We start from the raw sequence: 15,496 nt of genomic DNA on the forward strand, positions 1-15,496 counted from the left end.
GGATGCCGATCGGCGTGGATGGCCGGGACAAGCCCGGCCATGACGACCTGGAGAGAGACGTGAGCGCACAACGGGTTGCCATATGCGCCGTGCCAATTGAAGAAAGGGGGCGCGCACCGGTCGACTGCGCGCCCGCCGCTCTTTCACTTCCAGACCGAGTTGTCCGCGTCCCAGCGCTTGGCCTTGAAGGCCTTCGCCAGCTCGTCGATGGCGCCGCCATCGTCACGGGTGTCGCCCTCCTCGTCGCCGGATGATTCGTCCGACAGGATCAGCTTGGCGGCGGAGCTCTCGTCGATCGTCGTCGTGCTCGGGCTGCTGATCCACAGCATCAGCGCGTCCGCGCCGCCCGGCTTGTCCGCCGAGACGAGGCCGGTGACCTCGATGACGTCGGTGAGTTCCAGGGCCGGCATCAGTTGGCTCGGCCGCTTCAACGTCAGCTTCAGCTTGCCGCTGACCGGATTCCACGCCGCGCTCGTCGGCTTGGCATTGTAGGTCCGGGCCAGGACGTCGGAGATCGCGTTTGCGAGCTTGTCCTTGTTGATCTTGTCGCCGTCGCGCCAGTCGGCAGCCGCGAAACGGATGGTGCGGTCCATCTCGACGGTGCCGGCGGTCCAGCCGGCCGTCACCACGCCGTTCATGGCCCGCGCCTTCGCGATCAACGCTCCGGCGCGGTCGGGGTCGACCGTCATGCTGATGGTCTGCTCGCCCGCGCGCAAGGCATCGCAGCTCACGATCAGGCTCGACAGCGAAACTTCGACGTTCTCGCCCTTCAGGCTCTTGAGGAAGTCGGTCATGGCGTCGAGCTTGAGCCGGACCGAGACCGCCTCGGGCGAGACGTCGGTGAAGTCCTTCGGCTGGGCGCTGATGCCGTCGTCGCTCGACTGGCTCTCCTGGAATTCCTTCTCGCTGACGTCGGAGTTGTCGGTCGACGCCACCTCGGTGACGCTCTTGCCGATCGTGATCTGGCCGCGGAACTCGAACGTGTCGCCGGTCGGCTTGCGATTCAGCTTCACCGTGACCGGCTCCTTGGCGCCGTTGCTCTGGGTCGCGCCGGTCAAGGTCTGGCCGTTGACCGTGAGGCCGACCACGAAGCGGTCCTTGCGATCCGAATTCTTTGCGACGGGATAGCAGACGTCGAGCGTGGCGGCGGTGACGGTCTTGCCCTGGCGCGTCTCCTTCAGGATCACGTCGGCATTGCCGTCCATCAGACCGTCGATCGCGGTGAAATACCGCGTCTCGTTGGCGGGGGCCTTGGTCCCGCTCTTGCTCTGGGCCCAACCGAGTTCCGGCGCGGCCGCTACAATCACGGCCAGCGCAAGCAAAATCGCGCGCATCTGAAAATCCTTGTGGGGGCAGAATCGGCCTTAAGCTGTAGCGCCGATTTGCGGTCGCTGCACCCCCGGCGCGGACACTCGGCCAAAAAGAAGGCCGCCCGGAGGCGGCCTTCCTGAATGTGAGATGTCGAAAACAGGGCTCAGAAGCCCATGCCGCCCATGCCACCCATGCCGCCGCCGGCCGGCATCGCGGGAGCCGCATCCTTCGGCAGCTCGGCGACCATGGCCTCGGTGGTGACCAGGAGACCGGCGACCGACGAGGCGTCCTGCAGCGCGGTGCGGACCACCTTGGCCGGGTCGATGATGCCCTTGGCAACCATATCGACATAGTCCTCGGTCTGCGCGTCGAAGCCGAAGGTCTCGGACTTCTCGTCCAGGATCTTGCCGACCACGATCGAGCCTTCGACGCCGGCGTTCTCGGAGATCTGGCGAATCGGAGCCTCGAGCGCCTTCAGCACGATGTTGATGCCGGCCTGGACGTCCGAGTTGGCGTTGGTGATGCGGCCGACCGCCTTCTTGGCGCGCAGCAGCGCCACGCCGCCGCCGGGGACGATGCCTTCCTGCACCGCAGCGCGGGTCGCGTTGAGGGCGTCCTCGACGCGGTCCTTCTTCTCCTTGACCTCGATCTCGGTCGCGCCGCCGACGCGGATCACCGCGACGCCGCCCGCGAGCTTGGCGAGACGCTCCTGCAGCTTCTCACGGTCGTAGTCCGAGGTGGTCTCCTCGATCTGCGCCTTGATCTGGCCGACGCGTGCCTCGATATCGGCCTTCTTGCCGGCACCGTTGACGATCGTGGTGTTCTCCTTGTCGATCACGACCTTCTTGGCGCGGCCGAGCATCTTCACCGTGACGTTCTCGAGCTTCATGCCGAGATCTTCCGAGATCAGCTGACCGCCGGTCAGGATCGCGATGTCCTCGAGCATGGCCTTGCGGCGGTCACCGAAGCCCGGCGCCTTTACGGCCGCGACCTTGAGGCCGCCGCGCAGGCGGTTGACGACCAGGGTGGCGAGCGCCTCGCCCTCGACGTCCTCGGCGATGATCAGGAGCGGACGGCCCGACTGCACCACGGCTTCGAGCACCGGCAGCATGGCCTGCAGGCCCGACAGCTTCTTCTCGTGCAGCAGCACGTAGACGTCGTCGAGCTCGGCGGTCATCTTCTCGGCATTGGTGACGAAGTAGGGCGAGAGATAGCCGCGGTCGAACTTCATGCCTTCGACGATGTCCACCTCGGTGTCGAGCGACTTGTTCTCCTCGACCGTGATGACGCCCTCGTTGCCGACCTTCTGCATCGCCTGGGCGATCATCTTGCCGATCGCGGCGTCGCCATTGGCGGAGATGGTGCCGACCTGGGCGACCTCGGAGGACGCAGCGACCGGCTTGGCGCGCTTCTCGATGTCCTTGATCACGGCGGCCACCGCGATGTCGATGCCGCGCTTGAGGTCCATCGGGTTCATGCCGGCGGCAACGGCCTTGGCGCCCTCGCGCACGATGGCCTGGGCCAGCACGGTCGCGGTGGTGGTGCCGTCACCGGCGGTGTCGTTGGTCTTGGAGGCGACCTCGCGCAGCATCTGCGCGCCCATGTTCTCGAACTTGTCCTCCAGCTCGATCTCCTTGGCGACGGTGACGCCGTCCTTGGTGATGCGCGGAGCGCCGAAGCTCTTCTCGATGACGACATTGCGGCCCTTCGGGCCGAGCGTCACCTTGACGGCGTTGGCGAGAATGTCGACGCCGCGCAGCATGCGGTCGCGTGCGTCGCCGGCGAATTTGACGTCCTTGGCTGCCATTTCAAAATTCTCCTGGAGTAGACCTCGACGGCGAGGGGCGTGATCGCCCGTCTGTCGCTGGAACGAGGTTGCAGAGCATTTTCGCCCGGGGCGGCTGATCGCCGCCCCCGACAGGTCGGGATCAGGCGACGACGCCCATGATGTCGGACTCCTTCATGATCAGGAGCTCCTCGCCGTCCAGCTTGACCTCGGTGCCGGACCACTTGCCGAACAGCACGCGGTCGCCGACCTTGACGTCGATCGGGATCAGCTTGCCGCTCTCGTCGCGGCCGCCGGGGCCGACGGCGACGACTTCGCCCTGCGAGGGCTTTTCCTTGGCGCTGTCGGGAATGATGATGCCGCCCTTGGTCTTCTCTTCGGCGTCGATGCGCTTAACCACGACGCGGTCGTGCAGGGGACGAAACTTCGATTTGGCCATGACGGATCCCTTTTGGGGTGCTTGGATAAGTGTTGCTGTCGGAGGAAATCTGAATGCGACCACATTTGACGCCCACTTGGCGCCAACTGGCTCGCAGCCTTAGCAATCGCGCCCTCCGAGTGCTAAAGACCGCTCGGGGAAATATGGCTTGCGGCTGTTCCTGTCAAGCAACGGCCAGCCGTTAAGCCGTTCTTGAGGCTGTTAGGGGGATGTTGTCCGGGGCCAGACATGTTAGTGGAGCGGCGTCGTCATCCGACGTCATTGCTCTGACGAGCGTTTTGCGCTTGGTTGCCGGACGGGGCAGCCACGATTCTGTTCCTAAGGGGATGCCATGACGAGTTCACGGTGCGCGCGGCCGGTTGCCAATCTCGCGATCGCGTCGGCGCTCACGATGCTTCTGGGAGCGTGCACGGGCTTCAGCCTGTCGCCGTCGCCCCCCATGCAGACCGAGGCGCCGGTCGAGCCCGAGGTTCCGGCGACGATCCGCCCCGAGGATCTCGTGGGCAAATGGGGCCTCGCCGCCTACAACAATCCGAATGACCGCGCGCGCACCGAGAAGATGGCTCTGGCGCAGTGCAAACAGCCTTACGTCATCGGGGCAGGCACGTCCGGCGGTGTCGTGATGCATCTGGCCGACCAGGCGACTCCCCAGGAACTGCGCCTGAAGGGGTCGGCCAGCGGCAAGAACTACATCGGCCCGGCCGGACCGCCCGGCGGCGAGCAGGACCGCGAGGTCGTCTCCTTCGACGGCCGTGTGCTGATCACCCGCTTCGTCGACAAGGATGCGGCGACCCGTTACCAGACGATGGTCTACGTCCGCTGCGGGCCGCGCGCCTGAGATCCGGGCGATCACCCCGCAAAGGTCGAGTGTCGAACGAAAAACGCCGGCGACTGCGCCGGCGTTCTGTATGGTGACGTGGCCTGAAGCGGTCGCTGGGACTGGCCGCCGACCTCAGTTGAACATCGCGTCGATGTCGTCCTGCGAGGCGTGGCCGACCTCGCCCGCCGCCTTCGGGCCGTTCAGCAGCCTGGCGTCGCCCTCGCGGGTGTCGACGATCGGCGGCACATGCGCCTTGATGGCGTCGACGCCGCCCCAGATGTCCATCATCACCACGATGTGGTGCTCGATGAACTTCATGGTGGTCATGACCTTGTTGATGCGCTGGCCGGTCAGGTCCTGGAAGTTGCAGGCCTCGAAGATCGACACCACGCGCTCCTGGATCTCTTCGCTCAGGATCTTCTGCTGGTCGGCCGAGTCCACCTTGGACAGCGCACTGGCGGCCTGGTCGATCGCCTCCGCGGCTTCGAGGATCTGCTGCGTCGCCTGCTCGGTGCCGCCGACGACCGCGCCGAGCTCGCCGTTGACCTTGGCCATCTCCTCGCCGTTGAAGCTCTTGGCATGGAGGGTCGCGATCTCGCCCTTGGTGCGGTTGATCGCGTCGTGGATCAGGTCGAGCTCGACCTTGAGCTTTTCGCACTGCTCGATCTGGGCACGATACGTCTCGAGCAGCGCGCGCGCTTCGGCGACCTCGCGTGCGGCGGATTCTTCGATGGCGGCGTTGGCCGTGTTGCTACCTCCGCTGCGGATGGCGTTGGCCATCTGGGAGCGGATCGCGCGCAGCTCGTCCATGATTTCCTTGTGGTTGGGGCCGATCTCGCCGCCCACGAAGTCGGGCTCCGGCATATGGCCGACGATTGCTTCTTCGATACGGAAACGCTTGCGAACAGCCATGATAGTATCCCTGACCTCTTGTTCGGATCAGTTCTACGCAGAGCCTATTTAACATCGCGTTCACGCCAGGAACCGCGGTTGAGCAACGCTGGCGTGCATCGTGCGTCAACTATTAACCATGCCCCGCCGGCCTTCACGCAAAATAAACGCTAGCCACCAAAACCGCCGTCGTATGCAGCGATGGTGAATCCCGGCGCCTCCCGCGTTTACCAAAGCGATCGGGTTTTGCTCTTTATTGACGATACGCGGCGGCGTTGCCGCCTCGCGCGACGAACAGTCTCCAGACGAAACAGTACAGAGTACGTCGATGTTCAAATTATTCTCTACAGCGCTGCTGGCCGGCGCATGCGCATTCTATTCAGGTCTGGATCGGGCGGCGGCCCAGGGGTTTCAGCAGCCGACCGTGATCTACAGCGGGCCGCCGCAGCAATCCGCGCCGGTGCGCACCGCCTATGTCGAACGCTCGCGCATGGGTGGCGGCTTCATCGAATTCCTGTTCGGGGATCCGCAAGGCGGCCGCGGCGCGCCTCCGCCGGGACAGCCGATGTATCAGCAGCAGCCGTCCTATTACGAGCCGCAGCGGCTGGCGCCTGGCATGGTCCCGCAGCAGGGAGTGCCGGATGAGGAGGCCTATGAGCAGACGCAGCGGCCGCTCGATCCGAAATACGAGAAACAGATCGTTGACTATGACGGCAAAGAACGGCCGGGCACGATCGTCATCGATACGCCGAACAAGTTCCTCTATCTGGTCCAGGGCGAGGGCAGGGCGCTGCGCTATGGCATCGGCGTCGGCCGGCCCGGCTTCACCTGGTCGGGCGTGAAGACGATCTCGGCCAAGCGTGAATGGCCGGACTGGACGCCGCCGCCGGAAATGCTCGCGCGCCGGCCCGACCTGCCGCGGCACATGGAGGGCGGACCGCAGAACCCGCTCGGCGCACGCGCGATGTATCTCGGCTCGTCGCTGTATCGGATCCACGGGTCGAACGAGCCATGGACGATCGGCACCAACGTGTCGTCAGGCTGTATCCGGATGCGCAACGAGGACGTCATCGACCTCTATGGCCGCGTGAACGTCGGTGCCCGGGTGATCGTGCTCTGACGACCGCCACCGCACGACATCGGCCATTGAAAAAGGCCGCCCATCCGGGCGGCCTTTGCATTCTCGAATTGGCTGCGACCCGGGAGGATCACGCGTAGTCGCTGCCACCGTCGTCGTCGCCATAGCCGTCATCGGAATCGAAGTCGGCCGCGTCGCTGTCATTGCCGTTGTCGTCGTAGTTCGCCTGGTCGAACAGGCCGGCACGACCACTGTCGCCGCCCGAGCGGCCGATGTCGTCGAGACCGGCGTCACGCGCCAGCGACCCGCCGGACTGGTCGCCGCTCCACGGGCTGGCACCGCCGCCGCGCTCCTCGATGATCGTGGTGTCGCCGAACGCCTGATGCGACCCGCCGCCCATCATCGAGCGGATGCCGCCGAGCAACAGTGAGCCGCCGACCATGCCGGCCGCGGCCGCCGCGGCCGTGCCGAGGAATGAGCCGCCTCCGCCGCCGAACATGCCGCCGCGCGGCTGGCCGAAGCCGCCCTGATCGTAGGGGCCGGGCTGACCGGGATAGCCGGGCTGGCCCTGGTAGCCCGGGGGCATCGCCTGGCCGCTGTTCCAGACCGGCCGGCTCGGCAACGGCGGCGGCACGTTAGGGACCGACCCGCGGCTGCCCGCGCCGAAGATGCTGTCGCGCATCGAATCGAGGAAGCCGCCGGACTGAGCCTGCTGCGGGGCCTGGGCGTGCTGCAGCTCCTCGATGCGGGCATTGGCGCGTTTCAAGGCTTCGTCCTGCACCAGCACCGTCTGCACCAGCGCGTAGACGGCATTGGGAGCCCGCTGCAGCGCCTGGGCGATGGCGGCGGCGGCCTCCGGATCACGCGGTGCACTCTCCAACTTGGCAAGCCGGTCGAACAGATCGTCGATGAGTTGGCGTTCTTGCGGTGTCATGTCGTTCTCCTGCCGCTTGCCTTGTTCCGGCGAAGCGCGGCCAAGATTTAGGGGGACTTTGTGGCCCGGCCAGCCGGGGCGCGGATTAAATTTCGGTATGCGACACAGCGTCTTTCGGGCTTGCGCGGCGTTTTGGACCTCCATGCTGCCTTCGGCTCAGGAGGAGGAACGCTGCCGAGCGGCTTTTTGTTCGTCGCAGGCCCGCAAGATCCGTTCAGGCCAGCGTCATCCGGCGGCGGTCGAGCAGCGCTGGAAAATGCTCGCCGGCGAGATAGGCGTGCTCGTGCTCGCGCTGGACGGTCAAAGGATCGAGCTCGATCAGGACGTCGTCGACGAAGCCGGGATGGCACATCACCAGCCCGTCCTCCGGCAGCTCGTCCAGAAAGCCGTCCATCAACGTGGCGAAATCCGAGGTCTTGCTGAAATCATAGGCGCCGGCGAAAGCGGGATTGAAAGCGATCTCGGCCCGCTTGGCATGACGGCGGAATTGCGCGCTCAGGACGTCCAGCAGCAGCGCCTTCGGTGCCGTCAGCCGCTGCATCAGCGGCGTGTTCCGCCCCCCCTGACGCACCCAGGCCGCCGGCGCGGCTTCCTTGACCGCGGCGAGGAAGCCCTCGCGCACCTGCGGATAGAGCTGGGCATGCTGATGGCCGTCGACGAAATCCGGGGCGCGGCCGAACAGCTCGCCGAACGCCGCAAGCTGGACCAGCACCTCGGCGCGGATCAGCTCGGGATCGAGCCGGCGGGACATTCCGGCGCGCAGCAGCTTGGGAAAGGGCAGGAACATGCCGCCTTCCGACGGGCGGAAGTGCATGGTGAGGGGGCGGAACGGCGCGGTCAGCGTGACGTGCAGGCCGATGGCGCAACGCGGGCTGTCGGACGCGACCCTGGTCAGCTCCGCCACCTCGTCGCGCCCGATCGCGGCGCCCACCGTCATCACCGAGGTGGCGTTCAGCCGGCCGCGCGCGATCAGGTCCCGGATGGCGCTGTTGACCCCGGGGCTGATGCCATAGTCGTCGGCGCACAGCCAGATGCGCCGGTGCGGCGTCGCGCTCATTCGGCGGCGTTCCTCTCGGCGCCGTCGCTCCGTGCATCGAGCGCTGCACGCTTCTCGCTGTGCTCGGCGACGAAGTAGATCGGACGCGCCTTCAGCTCGGACAGGATCTTGCCGATATACTCGCCCATGATGCCGATCATGATCAGTTGCACGCCGCCGATCGTCATCAGGCCGACCATCAGCGAGGGATAGCCCGGCACCGATTTGCCGCTGACGACGGTCTCCCAGAGGATGGAGAGCCCGAACAGGAAGGCCGCAGAGGCCAGCAGGATTCCGAGCAGGCTGGCGAAGCGCAGCGGGGCGACCGAGAACGAGGTCAGCCCTTCAATCGACAGGCCGAGCAGGCTCGTCAGGTTGAAGGTCGTCACGCCGTGGGCGCGCGCCGCGGGCTCATAGTCGACGCGGATTTGGCGGAAGCCGATCCAGCTCGCGAGGCCCTTGAAGAAGCGGTTGCGTTCAGGGAGCTGCCGCAGCGCGGCCACCGCGCGCGGCGACAGCAGGCGGAAGTCGCCGGCATCCTCCGGAATCTTCTGCCGCGCCCCCCAGTTGATGAGCGCGTAGAAGCCGTGAACGGCGACCCGGCGCAGGAACGGCTCGTTGTCGCGATGCGCCTTGGCGGTATAGACGACGTCGTAGCCGTCCTTGATCCAGTGCGTGACGAGTTGCTCGATCAGGGCCGGCGGATGCTGGCCGTCGCCGTCCATGAACATCACCGCGCCGCGCCGGGCATGATCGAGGCCGGCCATCAGCGCGGCCTCCTTGCCGAAATTGCGCGACAGCGACACGACCTGCACATCGAGCGCATCGGCCTGCAGCGTGCGGGCAATCGCGAGCGTGTTGTCGCGGCTGCCATCGTCGACATAGACGAGCTCACAGGCGAGACCGAAGCGCTGACGCAGGGTGCGTGCGAGATTGTTCAGCCGCTCGTGCAGCGCCGTCAGTCCCGCGCCCTCGTTGTAGACGGGGATAACGATCGACAGTCCCTGCGACGCGGCGTCGGCCGCGGTCGTGGTCAGGTCGGACACGTCAGTTCCCAGCATTGCTCAGAGTCCTCGTTCTCCTACCAACATATGGTAGTCGCGCTCACCTGTCGCTACGATGAACGGCGATTTATGATCGCAGGAAGGCCTCGAGGCGGGCAAACAGCGGATTCTCGCGGTCGAGCACGTAGTCCAGCGAGGCGACCGAGACGGTCTCGGCGCCATGTGCGCGCAGAAAGCTGCCGAGCGCGTAGATCTGCGCCGGCGGGCAGTGCAGGGTGAGCATGCCGGACGAGGTCGGGCCGCCGAACGGCGCCACCACGCCGAAGCGGTTGTGCGCCTCGCTCAGCATTGCTGCGTCGCACCCTTTGAAGCGGGTGCGGACCTCGCGGTATTTGCTGGCGCGGGCGCGGGCATGGATGTGGTCGAGAATGATCCGGGCGCTCTCGCGCGGACCCTCCGACCAGTCGGCGTCGCGCGAGGCGACGAGATTGGCCTGGCTGCGCAGGATCACGCCGTCGTCCAGCACCTTCAGCCCGTTGGCCACCAGTGTCGAGCCGGTGCTGGTGATGTCGACGATCAGCTCGGCGGTGCCGACCGCGGGCGCGCCCTCGGTGGCGCCGGCGCTCTCGACGATGCGGTAATCGACGATGCCGTGGGCCGCGAAGAAGCTGCGCGTCAGGTTGATGTATTTGGTGGCGACGCGCATGCGGCGATTGTGCTGGGCGCGAAAACCGGTGGTGACGTCGTCGAGATCGGCCATGGTGCGGACGTCGATCCAGGCCTGCGGCACCGCGACGACGACGTTGGCGCCGCCGAAGCCGAGCGTGTCGATCAGCAGCACGCGCTTGTCGGCATCGGTGATGCTCTCGCGCACGAGATCCTCGCCGGTGACGCCGAGATGCACGGTCCCGCGCGCCAGTTGCGAGGCGATCTCACTCGCAGAGAGATAGGCGATCTCGACATTGTCGAGACCTGCGATGGTGCCGCGATAGTCGCGCGCGCCGCCGGGCTTGGACAGGTTCAGCCCGGCCCGTCCGAAGAAGGCTTCGGCATTCTCCTGCAGACGTCCCTTGGAGGGAACGGCGAGGACGAGGGGGCCGCTCATGATGCTCTCCCGCGCGCGGCCTTGCCCGCGGCGCTGCTCTGGGCCAGCCGCTCGATCCAGATCGAGAAGCCGACGGCCGGAATCGACGAGGCGGCGCCGAGCTGGCTCAGCAGGCCGTCATAACGGCCGCCGGCGACCAGTGGCTCGTCGCCATTGCCTGGGTGGTGCAGCTCGAACTCGAAGCCGGTGTAGTAGTCGAGGCCGCGGCCGAACGAGGTGGCGAAGCGCACCTTGGCGATGTCGATACCGCGCTGGGCCATGAAGCCGGCGCGCGCCTCCAGCGCATCGATCGCCGCCGAGATGTCGAGCCTGGCATCGGCGGCGAGGGCGCGAAGCTGCTCGACGGCCTCGGTCGGGCTGCCGCTGATGGCGAGGAAGCGCTTGATACGGTCCAGCGCGTCACGTGGCAGCGCGCCGCTCTTCAGGGTGGACTGCTCGAGGAAGCGGTCGGCGATCTCCGCCACCGTGCGGCCGCCGACGGCGGTGGCGCCGGCAATCGACATCAGGTCGGTGACCAGGGCGAGCGCCGCCTTGCGGTCGGAGCCGGCCAGAGCGGCGAGCACGCCCTCATACTCGTTGCGCGGCGCCACCGAGGCGATCGCCAGCCGCTCGAGGTCCTGCGCCAGGGTGCGCTTGCGGTTGAAGTCCTTGATCAGCCGCCGCCGCCAGACCGGATAGAGGTCGAGCGCGTCGATGAGGGCCGTGAACAGCGCGACGTCGCCGGTGCGGATCTCCACCGCGGCAAGGCCGGCGGTGGCGGTCGCCTCGATCGCCAGCGCCAGCATCTCGGCATCGGCGGCGGGCCGGTCCTGGCGTCCGAACGATTCGATGCCGGCCTGCAGGAACTCGCTCGGGCGGCCCTCGCGGTAACGGAATACTGGACCGAGATAGCTGAAGCCGGCCGGCTGCCCGGCGCGGGCCGAGGCGAGATAGTCCCGGGCGACGGGAATGGTCAGGTCGGGGCGCAGGCAGAGCTCTTCGCCGGCGGCGTCGCCGGTCAGGTAGAGGCTCTTGCGGATGTCCTCCCCGGATAGGTCCAGGAACGGCTCGGCCGGCTGCAGGATCGCCGGCTCGGCCCGCTGATAGCCGGCCTGGGCGAAGGATTGCAGCAGCGTGTCCGCCCACGCGGCGGGTCCGGTCGGAGCGGGTCCGGTCATGGCGATTCGAGTTCCAAAGTGGATTGGGCGCCCGCTGGGAGCGGCGGCTGCCCCTTAGCATGGCCGTTTGACGGTTTCGACTGCGAATGGCCCCGGCGCGCCACAATTGGCCGGAAGACCTTAACCGCGGGCTCCGGGCCAGTCCCCGAGCGTGGCCTGGATCACGGCGAGGGCGGCAACGCCGGCCGTATCCGCGCGCAGGATGCGCGGACCCAGGGCCAGCCTGATCACGCGCGGCTGGCGCAGCAGCAGCGTCCGTTCATCCTCGGCAAAACCGCCCTCCGGCCCGATCAGCAGGTCGATGCCGGCCGCAGCCTTGGTTCCGCGCAGCGCCTGCAGCGGATCGGCCAGCTCGGCCGCCTCATCGCAGAACACCAGCAGCCGCTCAGGCTGCCGCTGCGCGAGGAAGCGCTCCAGCGGCACGGGGTCCCTGACCTTGGCGAGGCTGAGGATGCCGCATTGCTCGGCGGCCTCGATCACGTTGGCGCGCATGCGCTCGCCATTCACGCGCGACACCTGGGTGTGCCGGGTGATGACCGGCTCCAGGCGCGCGGCGCCCATCTCGACCGCCTTCTGCACCATGTAGTCCAGCCTCGCGTGCTTGAGCGGCGCGAAGACATAGGCGACGTCCGGCAGGTGATCCTGCGGCCGGCTCTGCTGCTGGATCGTCAGGGCGTCAGCGCGCTTGCGGCCCTCGATCACGGCCCGCCATTCGCCGTCGCGGCCGTTGAAGACCAGCACGTGATCGCCGGCGCCGAGGCGCAGGACGTTGCCGAGATAATTGCCCTGGTTGCGGTCGAGCGCGACCGAGCCGCCCTCCTGCAGGGGGGCGTCGACGAACAGGCGCGGGGCGGTGAAGTCGTATGCGGGCATGGAGCGAAGCGATGGCTATGACGGACGTTGCTTACCGGACCCCGCGCCGGCCGCAAAGCAGGCGGAGCCGTCACGGGGTGTTGTCTCAGGTACTGGCGATGGCGCCTTTCGGCCGTGCTGTCGACAGATTTTACCGCTTCGATCCCGCGGGTCGTCCCTTGGGACGGACATCCGACGATTCCGTGAGCCTCGATGCGGAGAACGGCCTTGATCTTGAGACATTCGACTTCGGCGCTTGCGATCTGGGCGCTTGCCGCGACCATCGCCGTGATGGTCGCTGCGCCGTCCCGGGCCGACGACAAGGCGGTCGCCGCGCCGCCGCAGCGGGCGGCGCCCGCGGTTCCGGGCGGCGCTGGCGTGGCTGGCTTTCGCCCGCCCGAAACCTGTCTGAAGGAGTTCACCCCGCTGCGGGACGAGACCGCGCGCCGGGCCAAGCTGCTCAAGGCGGCGACCGAGCGGCGCTTTGCGCCCGGCGAGGCCTGTCAGCTGGTGCATGACTACGAGCTCGCCCAGACCAAGATGATCGACTACGCCGTCGCGCATGCCTCGCTCTGCGGGATCCCGGCCAAGATCACCGATCAGTTGAAGGCGAATCACGAAAACACCCTGACCGTGATGCGCAAGGTGTGCACGGCGACGTGATCCCTCGCGGCGGGCAGGTCGCCGCCCGCCGCCGACTGGCTATTCCGTTCATCGGGCGTGCAGGGCGCAGACCGAACCCGATGCCCGGGCCTGACGTCCGTGGACGGGATTGCATGCCGGTCTGGAACCCGGCTGCGTCCCTCCGCCGCGGATGTGATCAAATCCGCGGTTGTGCTGGACGGACGAGAATCGTAAAAGCCCCGGATCGGATCGTGCTTTCATCCGGAAGTGTTGAGGATTCTTGGTCTTACCGGAGAACCAGCCTTGATCGTCCGCCAGTCTTTCATGCCGCTCGCCATTGCCGCCCTGGTGCTCTCCACAGGGCAGGTCGTCGCGCAGAGCTCGTTTCCCGCGCCGATGCCCGGCCAGGCCCAGACCAGCAACTCGCCGTTTCCGCCCATCAACGGCGCGGCGCCAATGCGGGCTGCGGCTCCGTCGAGCCCGTTTCCGAGCCCCGGCGGCTCCGCGTTCGGTGGCGGCGGCGGTGGCTTTGCGCCTCCGCCGATGGGGGCTGCGCCGCAGGGCGGTCCGCCCGAAAGCTGCATGAAGGAGTTTCTGCCGCTGCGCGAGGAAGCCGAGCGTCGCGGCAAGCTGATCAAGGCGGCGAGCGACCGCAAGGCCTCGCCCGACGAGGCCTGCAAGCTGATCGCGAATTTCGGCAAGGCCGAAGTCAAGATGATCAAATATGTCGAGGCGCATTCGGCGAGCTGCGGCATTCCCCAGCAGATCGCCGACCAGCTGAAGGCCGGTCACAAGAACACCGACGCGCTGGAAAAGAAGGTCTGTGCCGTGGCGGCGCAGATGCAGTCGGGGGCTGGAAGGCCCGCGGCTCCGAGCCTCAGCGACGTGCTGGGCTCGTCGGCCGCGCTGCCTGAAGCCAACGCGACGAAGAAGGGCGGTTCCGCCTTCGACACCATGACCGGCAACGTCCTCACCCGATGAGCAACACCGCCGTCCGCGTTGCTGACGCGACCGGCAACTGGGTCGACACGCTGGCGCCGGTCTGGAGCCGGCCTTACCTGCGGCTCGCCCGCTTCGATCGCCCGATCGGATCGTGGCTGCTGCTGATGCCGTGCTGGTGGTCGGCCGCCCTCGCGGCCGGGATCGGCGGGAATCTGTCCATGCTGCCGGCGTGGATCGCGCTCTATTTCGTCGGCGCGTTCGTCATGCGCGGCGCCGGCTGCACCTGGAACGACATCACCGACCGCGATCTCGACGCCAAGGTGGAGCGCACCCGTTCGCGCCCGATTCCCGCCGGCCAGGTCGGCGTGAAGCAGGCGCTCGCCTTCCTGGTGGTCCAGGCCCTGATCGGCTTGGCGGTGCTGCTGCAATTCAACCGCTTCGCGATCGCGACCGGCATCGCTTCGCTGCTGATCGTCGCGATCTATCCGTTCATGAAGCGCGTCACCTGGTGGCCGCAGGTCGTGCTGGGTCTCGCCTTCTCGTGGGGCGCGCTGATGGGATTTGCGGTCGCGTTCGGCCGCATCGATGCAACCGCGCTGCTGCTCTACGCCGGGTCGATCGCGTGGGTGATCGCCTATGACACGATCTACGCGCATCAGGACGCCGAGGATGACGCGCTGATCGGCATCAAGTCGACCGCGCGCCTGTTTGCCGAGCGCACGCATCTGGCGCTGGTCATCTTCTACGGTCTGGCCGTCATGCTGATTGGCGCCGCGTTCGCGACGGCCCACGTGCATGTCGCGGCGTGGCTCGGGCTCGCGGGCTTTGCCGCCCATCTCGGCTGGCAGATCCGGCGTCTGGATATCGCCGATCCGGCGCTGTGCCTGCGCATCTTCAAATCGAACCGCGATGCCGGACTGCTGCTGTTCGCCGGACTGCTGGTCGACGCCGTGCTGCGTGCAAGCTGATCAGTTGCGCGCGATGATCTCGCGCTCGCCGCGATGGATCGAGGCGGGATTGAGCTGATAGCCGACACGGCGTCGCATCAGGAAGCGCGGGCGGCGCGAGCGGATCGCGTTGCGGCGGCGGCGGCGCGGCGTGGCCTCGCGGCGCGTGTCCTGCAACTGGGGCAGCGCGAACGTCTCGCTCCACATCGCCCACGCAGCAACGATCTCGGTCTGGTCGTCGCTGACGCAGAGCGGGATGGTCAGGGAGGGGTCGCGGTGGACCAGCACCAGCATCAGTTGCGTGTCGTCGATTTCGCGCACGCCGATGCCGAGGAAGTCGCTGACGCGGAGGTTCAGGGCCATGCGCATGCCGCTGACGGCACGACGCAGGACCACGCGCTCCCGGTGCAGTTCGATCTGCCGGATCCCGCCATCGGCACGGGTATCGTGCGCGCTGTACGAGACGGGCAGGGAAAGAGGGTCGAGCCGCAGGACGCGGCCCGACCCAGCGGAATTGCTTCCGCCTGTTGCTGTTTGACGCCTCACGGCTTGGTCTCCCCGCCGGGATTA

General features: G+C 67.2%; 16 protein-coding genes. 5 read left to right on the forward strand and 11 right to left on the reverse strand.

Annotated elements, in window-relative coordinates; all coding sequences use genetic code 11:
• Nucleotides 1–143: 143 nt before the first annotated feature.
• From ACQR1F_RS00520 to groES, 3 genes are all read right to left on the reverse strand, one after another.
• The gene (locus ACQR1F_RS00520; RefSeq protein ID WP_316179485.1) at nucleotides 144–1,334 is read right to left on the reverse strand and encodes a hypothetical protein; all 1,191 of its coding nucleotides are present in this window, start codon (nucleotides 1,332–1,334) and stop codon (nucleotides 144–146) included.
• A gap of 140 nt (nucleotides 1,335–1,474) precedes the next feature.
• On the reverse strand, nucleotides 1,475–3,118 hold the full coding sequence (groL, locus tag ACQR1F_RS00525) for a chaperonin GroEL (RefSeq protein ID WP_315801902.1): 1,644 nt from the start codon (nucleotides 3,116–3,118) through the stop codon (nucleotides 1,475–1,477).
• Between the two features lie 121 nt (nucleotides 3,119–3,239).
• Entirely contained in the window at nucleotides 3,240–3,536 is a 297-nt protein-coding gene (gene groES / locus ACQR1F_RS00530; RefSeq protein WP_008961387.1) for a co-chaperone GroES, read from the reverse strand.
• Between the two features lie 331 nt (nucleotides 3,537–3,867).
• Between groES and ACQR1F_RS00535 the strand changes: the two genes are divergently transcribed.
• Nucleotides 3,868–4,374, forward strand: a complete 507-nt coding sequence (locus ACQR1F_RS00535; protein ID WP_316217136.1) for a hypothetical protein — start codon at nucleotides 3,868–3,870, stop codon at nucleotides 4,372–4,374.
• A 114-nt stretch (nucleotides 4,375–4,488) separates the two neighbouring features.
• Here ACQR1F_RS00535 and ACQR1F_RS00540 read toward each other — a convergent pair whose 3' ends face one another.
• Nucleotides 4,489–5,268 carry a protein phosphatase CheZ gene (locus ACQR1F_RS00540; protein WP_315801904.1) on the reverse strand — a complete coding sequence of 260 codons (780 nt, stop codon included), beginning with the start codon at nucleotides 5,266–5,268 and terminating at the stop codon, nucleotides 4,489–4,491.
• Nucleotides 5,269–5,575: 307 nt separating this feature from the next.
• On the opposite strand from ACQR1F_RS00540, the gene ACQR1F_RS00545 reads away from it, so the two are divergent.
• On the forward strand, nucleotides 5,576–6,367 hold the full coding sequence (locus ACQR1F_RS00545) for a L,D-transpeptidase family protein (RefSeq protein ID WP_434912364.1): 792 nt from the start codon (nucleotides 5,576–5,578) through the stop codon (nucleotides 6,365–6,367).
• 88 nt (nucleotides 6,368–6,455) lie between these two features.
• Here the strand turns inward: ACQR1F_RS00545 and ACQR1F_RS00550 are convergent, their stop codons facing one another.
• The 6 genes from ACQR1F_RS00550 to ACQR1F_RS00575 all read right to left on the reverse strand — a co-directional run bounded on the left by ACQR1F_RS00550 (nucleotide 6,456) and on the right by ACQR1F_RS00575 (nucleotide 12,434).
• Nucleotides 6,456–7,259, reverse strand: coding sequence for a DUF2076 domain-containing protein (locus tag ACQR1F_RS00550; protein WP_316179480.1), 804 nt, complete (start codon nucleotides 7,257–7,259; stop codon nucleotides 6,456–6,458).
• 214 nt (nucleotides 7,260–7,473) lie between these two features.
• Entirely contained in the window at nucleotides 7,474–8,316 is an 843-nt protein-coding gene (locus tag ACQR1F_RS00555) for a ChbG/HpnK family deacetylase (protein WP_434912365.1), read from the reverse strand.
• On the reverse strand, nucleotides 8,313–9,356 hold the full coding sequence (locus ACQR1F_RS00560; RefSeq protein WP_315801908.1) for a glycosyltransferase family 2 protein: 1,044 nt from the start codon (nucleotides 9,354–9,356) through the stop codon (nucleotides 8,313–8,315). The genes ACQR1F_RS00555 and ACQR1F_RS00560 overlap by 4 nt, the downstream gene beginning before the upstream one ends.
• A 70-nt stretch (nucleotides 9,357–9,426) precedes the next feature.
• Nucleotides 9,427–10,404 (reverse strand): ATP phosphoribosyltransferase, encoded by a 978-nt coding sequence (hisG, locus tag ACQR1F_RS00565; protein ID WP_434839427.1) that lies wholly within the window; start codon nucleotides 10,402–10,404, stop codon nucleotides 9,427–9,429.
• The gene (locus ACQR1F_RS00570) at nucleotides 10,401–11,561 is read right to left on the reverse strand and encodes an ATP phosphoribosyltransferase regulatory subunit (protein WP_316179474.1); all 1,161 of its coding nucleotides are present in this window, start codon (nucleotides 11,559–11,561) and stop codon (nucleotides 10,401–10,403) included. The genes hisG and ACQR1F_RS00570 overlap by 4 nt, the downstream gene beginning before the upstream one ends.
• Before the next feature lie 120 nt (nucleotides 11,562–11,681).
• On the reverse strand, nucleotides 11,682–12,434 hold the full coding sequence (locus ACQR1F_RS00575) for a 16S rRNA (uracil(1498)-N(3))-methyltransferase (protein WP_434912366.1): 753 nt from the start codon (nucleotides 12,432–12,434) through the stop codon (nucleotides 11,682–11,684).
• A gap of 207 nt (nucleotides 12,435–12,641) precedes the next feature.
• On the opposite strand from ACQR1F_RS00575, the gene ACQR1F_RS00580 reads away from it, so the two are divergent.
• The 3 genes from ACQR1F_RS00580 (at nucleotide 12,642) to ubiA (ending at nucleotide 14,947) form a co-directional block, all read left to right on the forward strand.
• The gene (locus ACQR1F_RS00580; RefSeq protein ID WP_315801912.1) at nucleotides 12,642–13,076 is read left to right on the forward strand and encodes a hypothetical protein; all 435 of its coding nucleotides are present in this window, start codon (nucleotides 12,642–12,644) and stop codon (nucleotides 13,074–13,076) included.
• A gap of 267 nt (nucleotides 13,077–13,343) precedes the next feature.
• Nucleotides 13,344–14,018, forward strand: coding sequence for a hypothetical protein (locus ACQR1F_RS00585; protein WP_409997909.1), 675 nt, complete (start codon nucleotides 13,344–13,346; stop codon nucleotides 14,016–14,018).
• Complete coding sequence (gene ubiA / locus ACQR1F_RS00590; protein ID WP_434912367.1) at nucleotides 14,015–14,947, forward strand: 4-hydroxybenzoate octaprenyltransferase; 933 nt, start codon at nucleotides 14,015–14,017, stop codon at nucleotides 14,945–14,947. The genes ACQR1F_RS00585 and ubiA overlap by 4 nt, the downstream gene beginning before the upstream one ends.
• Here ubiA and ACQR1F_RS00595 read toward each other — a convergent pair whose 3' ends face one another.
• Complete coding sequence (locus ACQR1F_RS00595; protein ID WP_434912368.1) at nucleotides 14,948–15,472, reverse strand: DUF6101 family protein; 525 nt, start codon at nucleotides 15,470–15,472, stop codon at nucleotides 14,948–14,950.
• Between the last annotated feature and the right edge of the window lie 24 nt (nucleotides 15,473–15,496).

It is taken from the genome of Bradyrhizobium sp. HKCCYLS3013 (assembly GCF_051167615.1).
Lineage (GTDB): Bacteria > Pseudomonadota > Alphaproteobacteria > Rhizobiales > Xanthobacteraceae > Bradyrhizobium.

Bases quoted from the DNA above. Each gene is read 5' to 3' on its own strand.
- ACQR1F_RS00555 (WP_434912365.1), bottom strand. From the start codon at position 8,316: ATGAGCGCGACGCCGCACCGGCGCATCTGGCTGTGCGCCGACGACTAT.
- ACQR1F_RS00520 (WP_316179485.1), bottom strand. From the start codon at position 1,334: ATGCGCGCGATTTTGCTTGCGCTGGCCGTGATTGTAGCGGCCGCGCCG.
- ACQR1F_RS00545 (WP_434912364.1), top strand. From the start codon at position 5,576: ATGTTCAAATTATTCTCTACAGCGCTGCTGGCCGGCGCATGCGCATTC.
- ACQR1F_RS00535 (WP_316217136.1), top strand. From the start codon at position 3,868: ATGACGAGTTCACGGTGCGCGCGGCCGGTTGCCAATCTCGCGATCGCG.
- ACQR1F_RS00570 (WP_316179474.1), bottom strand. From the start codon at position 11,561: ATGACCGGACCCGCTCCGACCGGACCCGCCGCGTGGGCGGACACGCTG.
- ACQR1F_RS00540 (WP_315801904.1), bottom strand. From the start codon at position 5,268: ATGGCTGTTCGCAAGCGTTTCCGTATCGAAGAAGCAATCGTCGGCCAT.
- ACQR1F_RS00550 (WP_316179480.1), bottom strand. From the start codon at position 7,259: ATGACACCGCAAGAACGCCAACTCATCGACGATCTGTTCGACCGGCTT.
- groL (WP_315801902.1), bottom strand. From the start codon at position 3,118: ATGGCAGCCAAGGACGTCAAATTCGCCGGCGACGCACGCGACCGCATG.
- ACQR1F_RS00575 (WP_434912366.1), bottom strand. From the start codon at position 12,434: ATGCCCGCATACGACTTCACCGCCCCGCGCCTGTTCGTCGACGCCCCC.
- ACQR1F_RS00560 (WP_315801908.1), bottom strand. From the start codon at position 9,356: ATGCTGGGAACTGACGTGTCCGACCTGACCACGACCGCGGCCGACGCC.
- hisG (WP_434839427.1), bottom strand. From the start codon at position 10,404: ATGAGCGGCCCCCTCGTCCTCGCCGTTCCCTCCAAGGGACGTCTGCAG.
- groES (WP_008961387.1), bottom strand. From the start codon at position 3,536: ATGGCCAAATCGAAGTTTCGTCCCCTGCACGACCGCGTCGTGGTTAAG.
- ubiA (WP_434912367.1), top strand. From the start codon at position 14,015: ATGAGCAACACCGCCGTCCGCGTTGCTGACGCGACCGGCAACTGGGTC.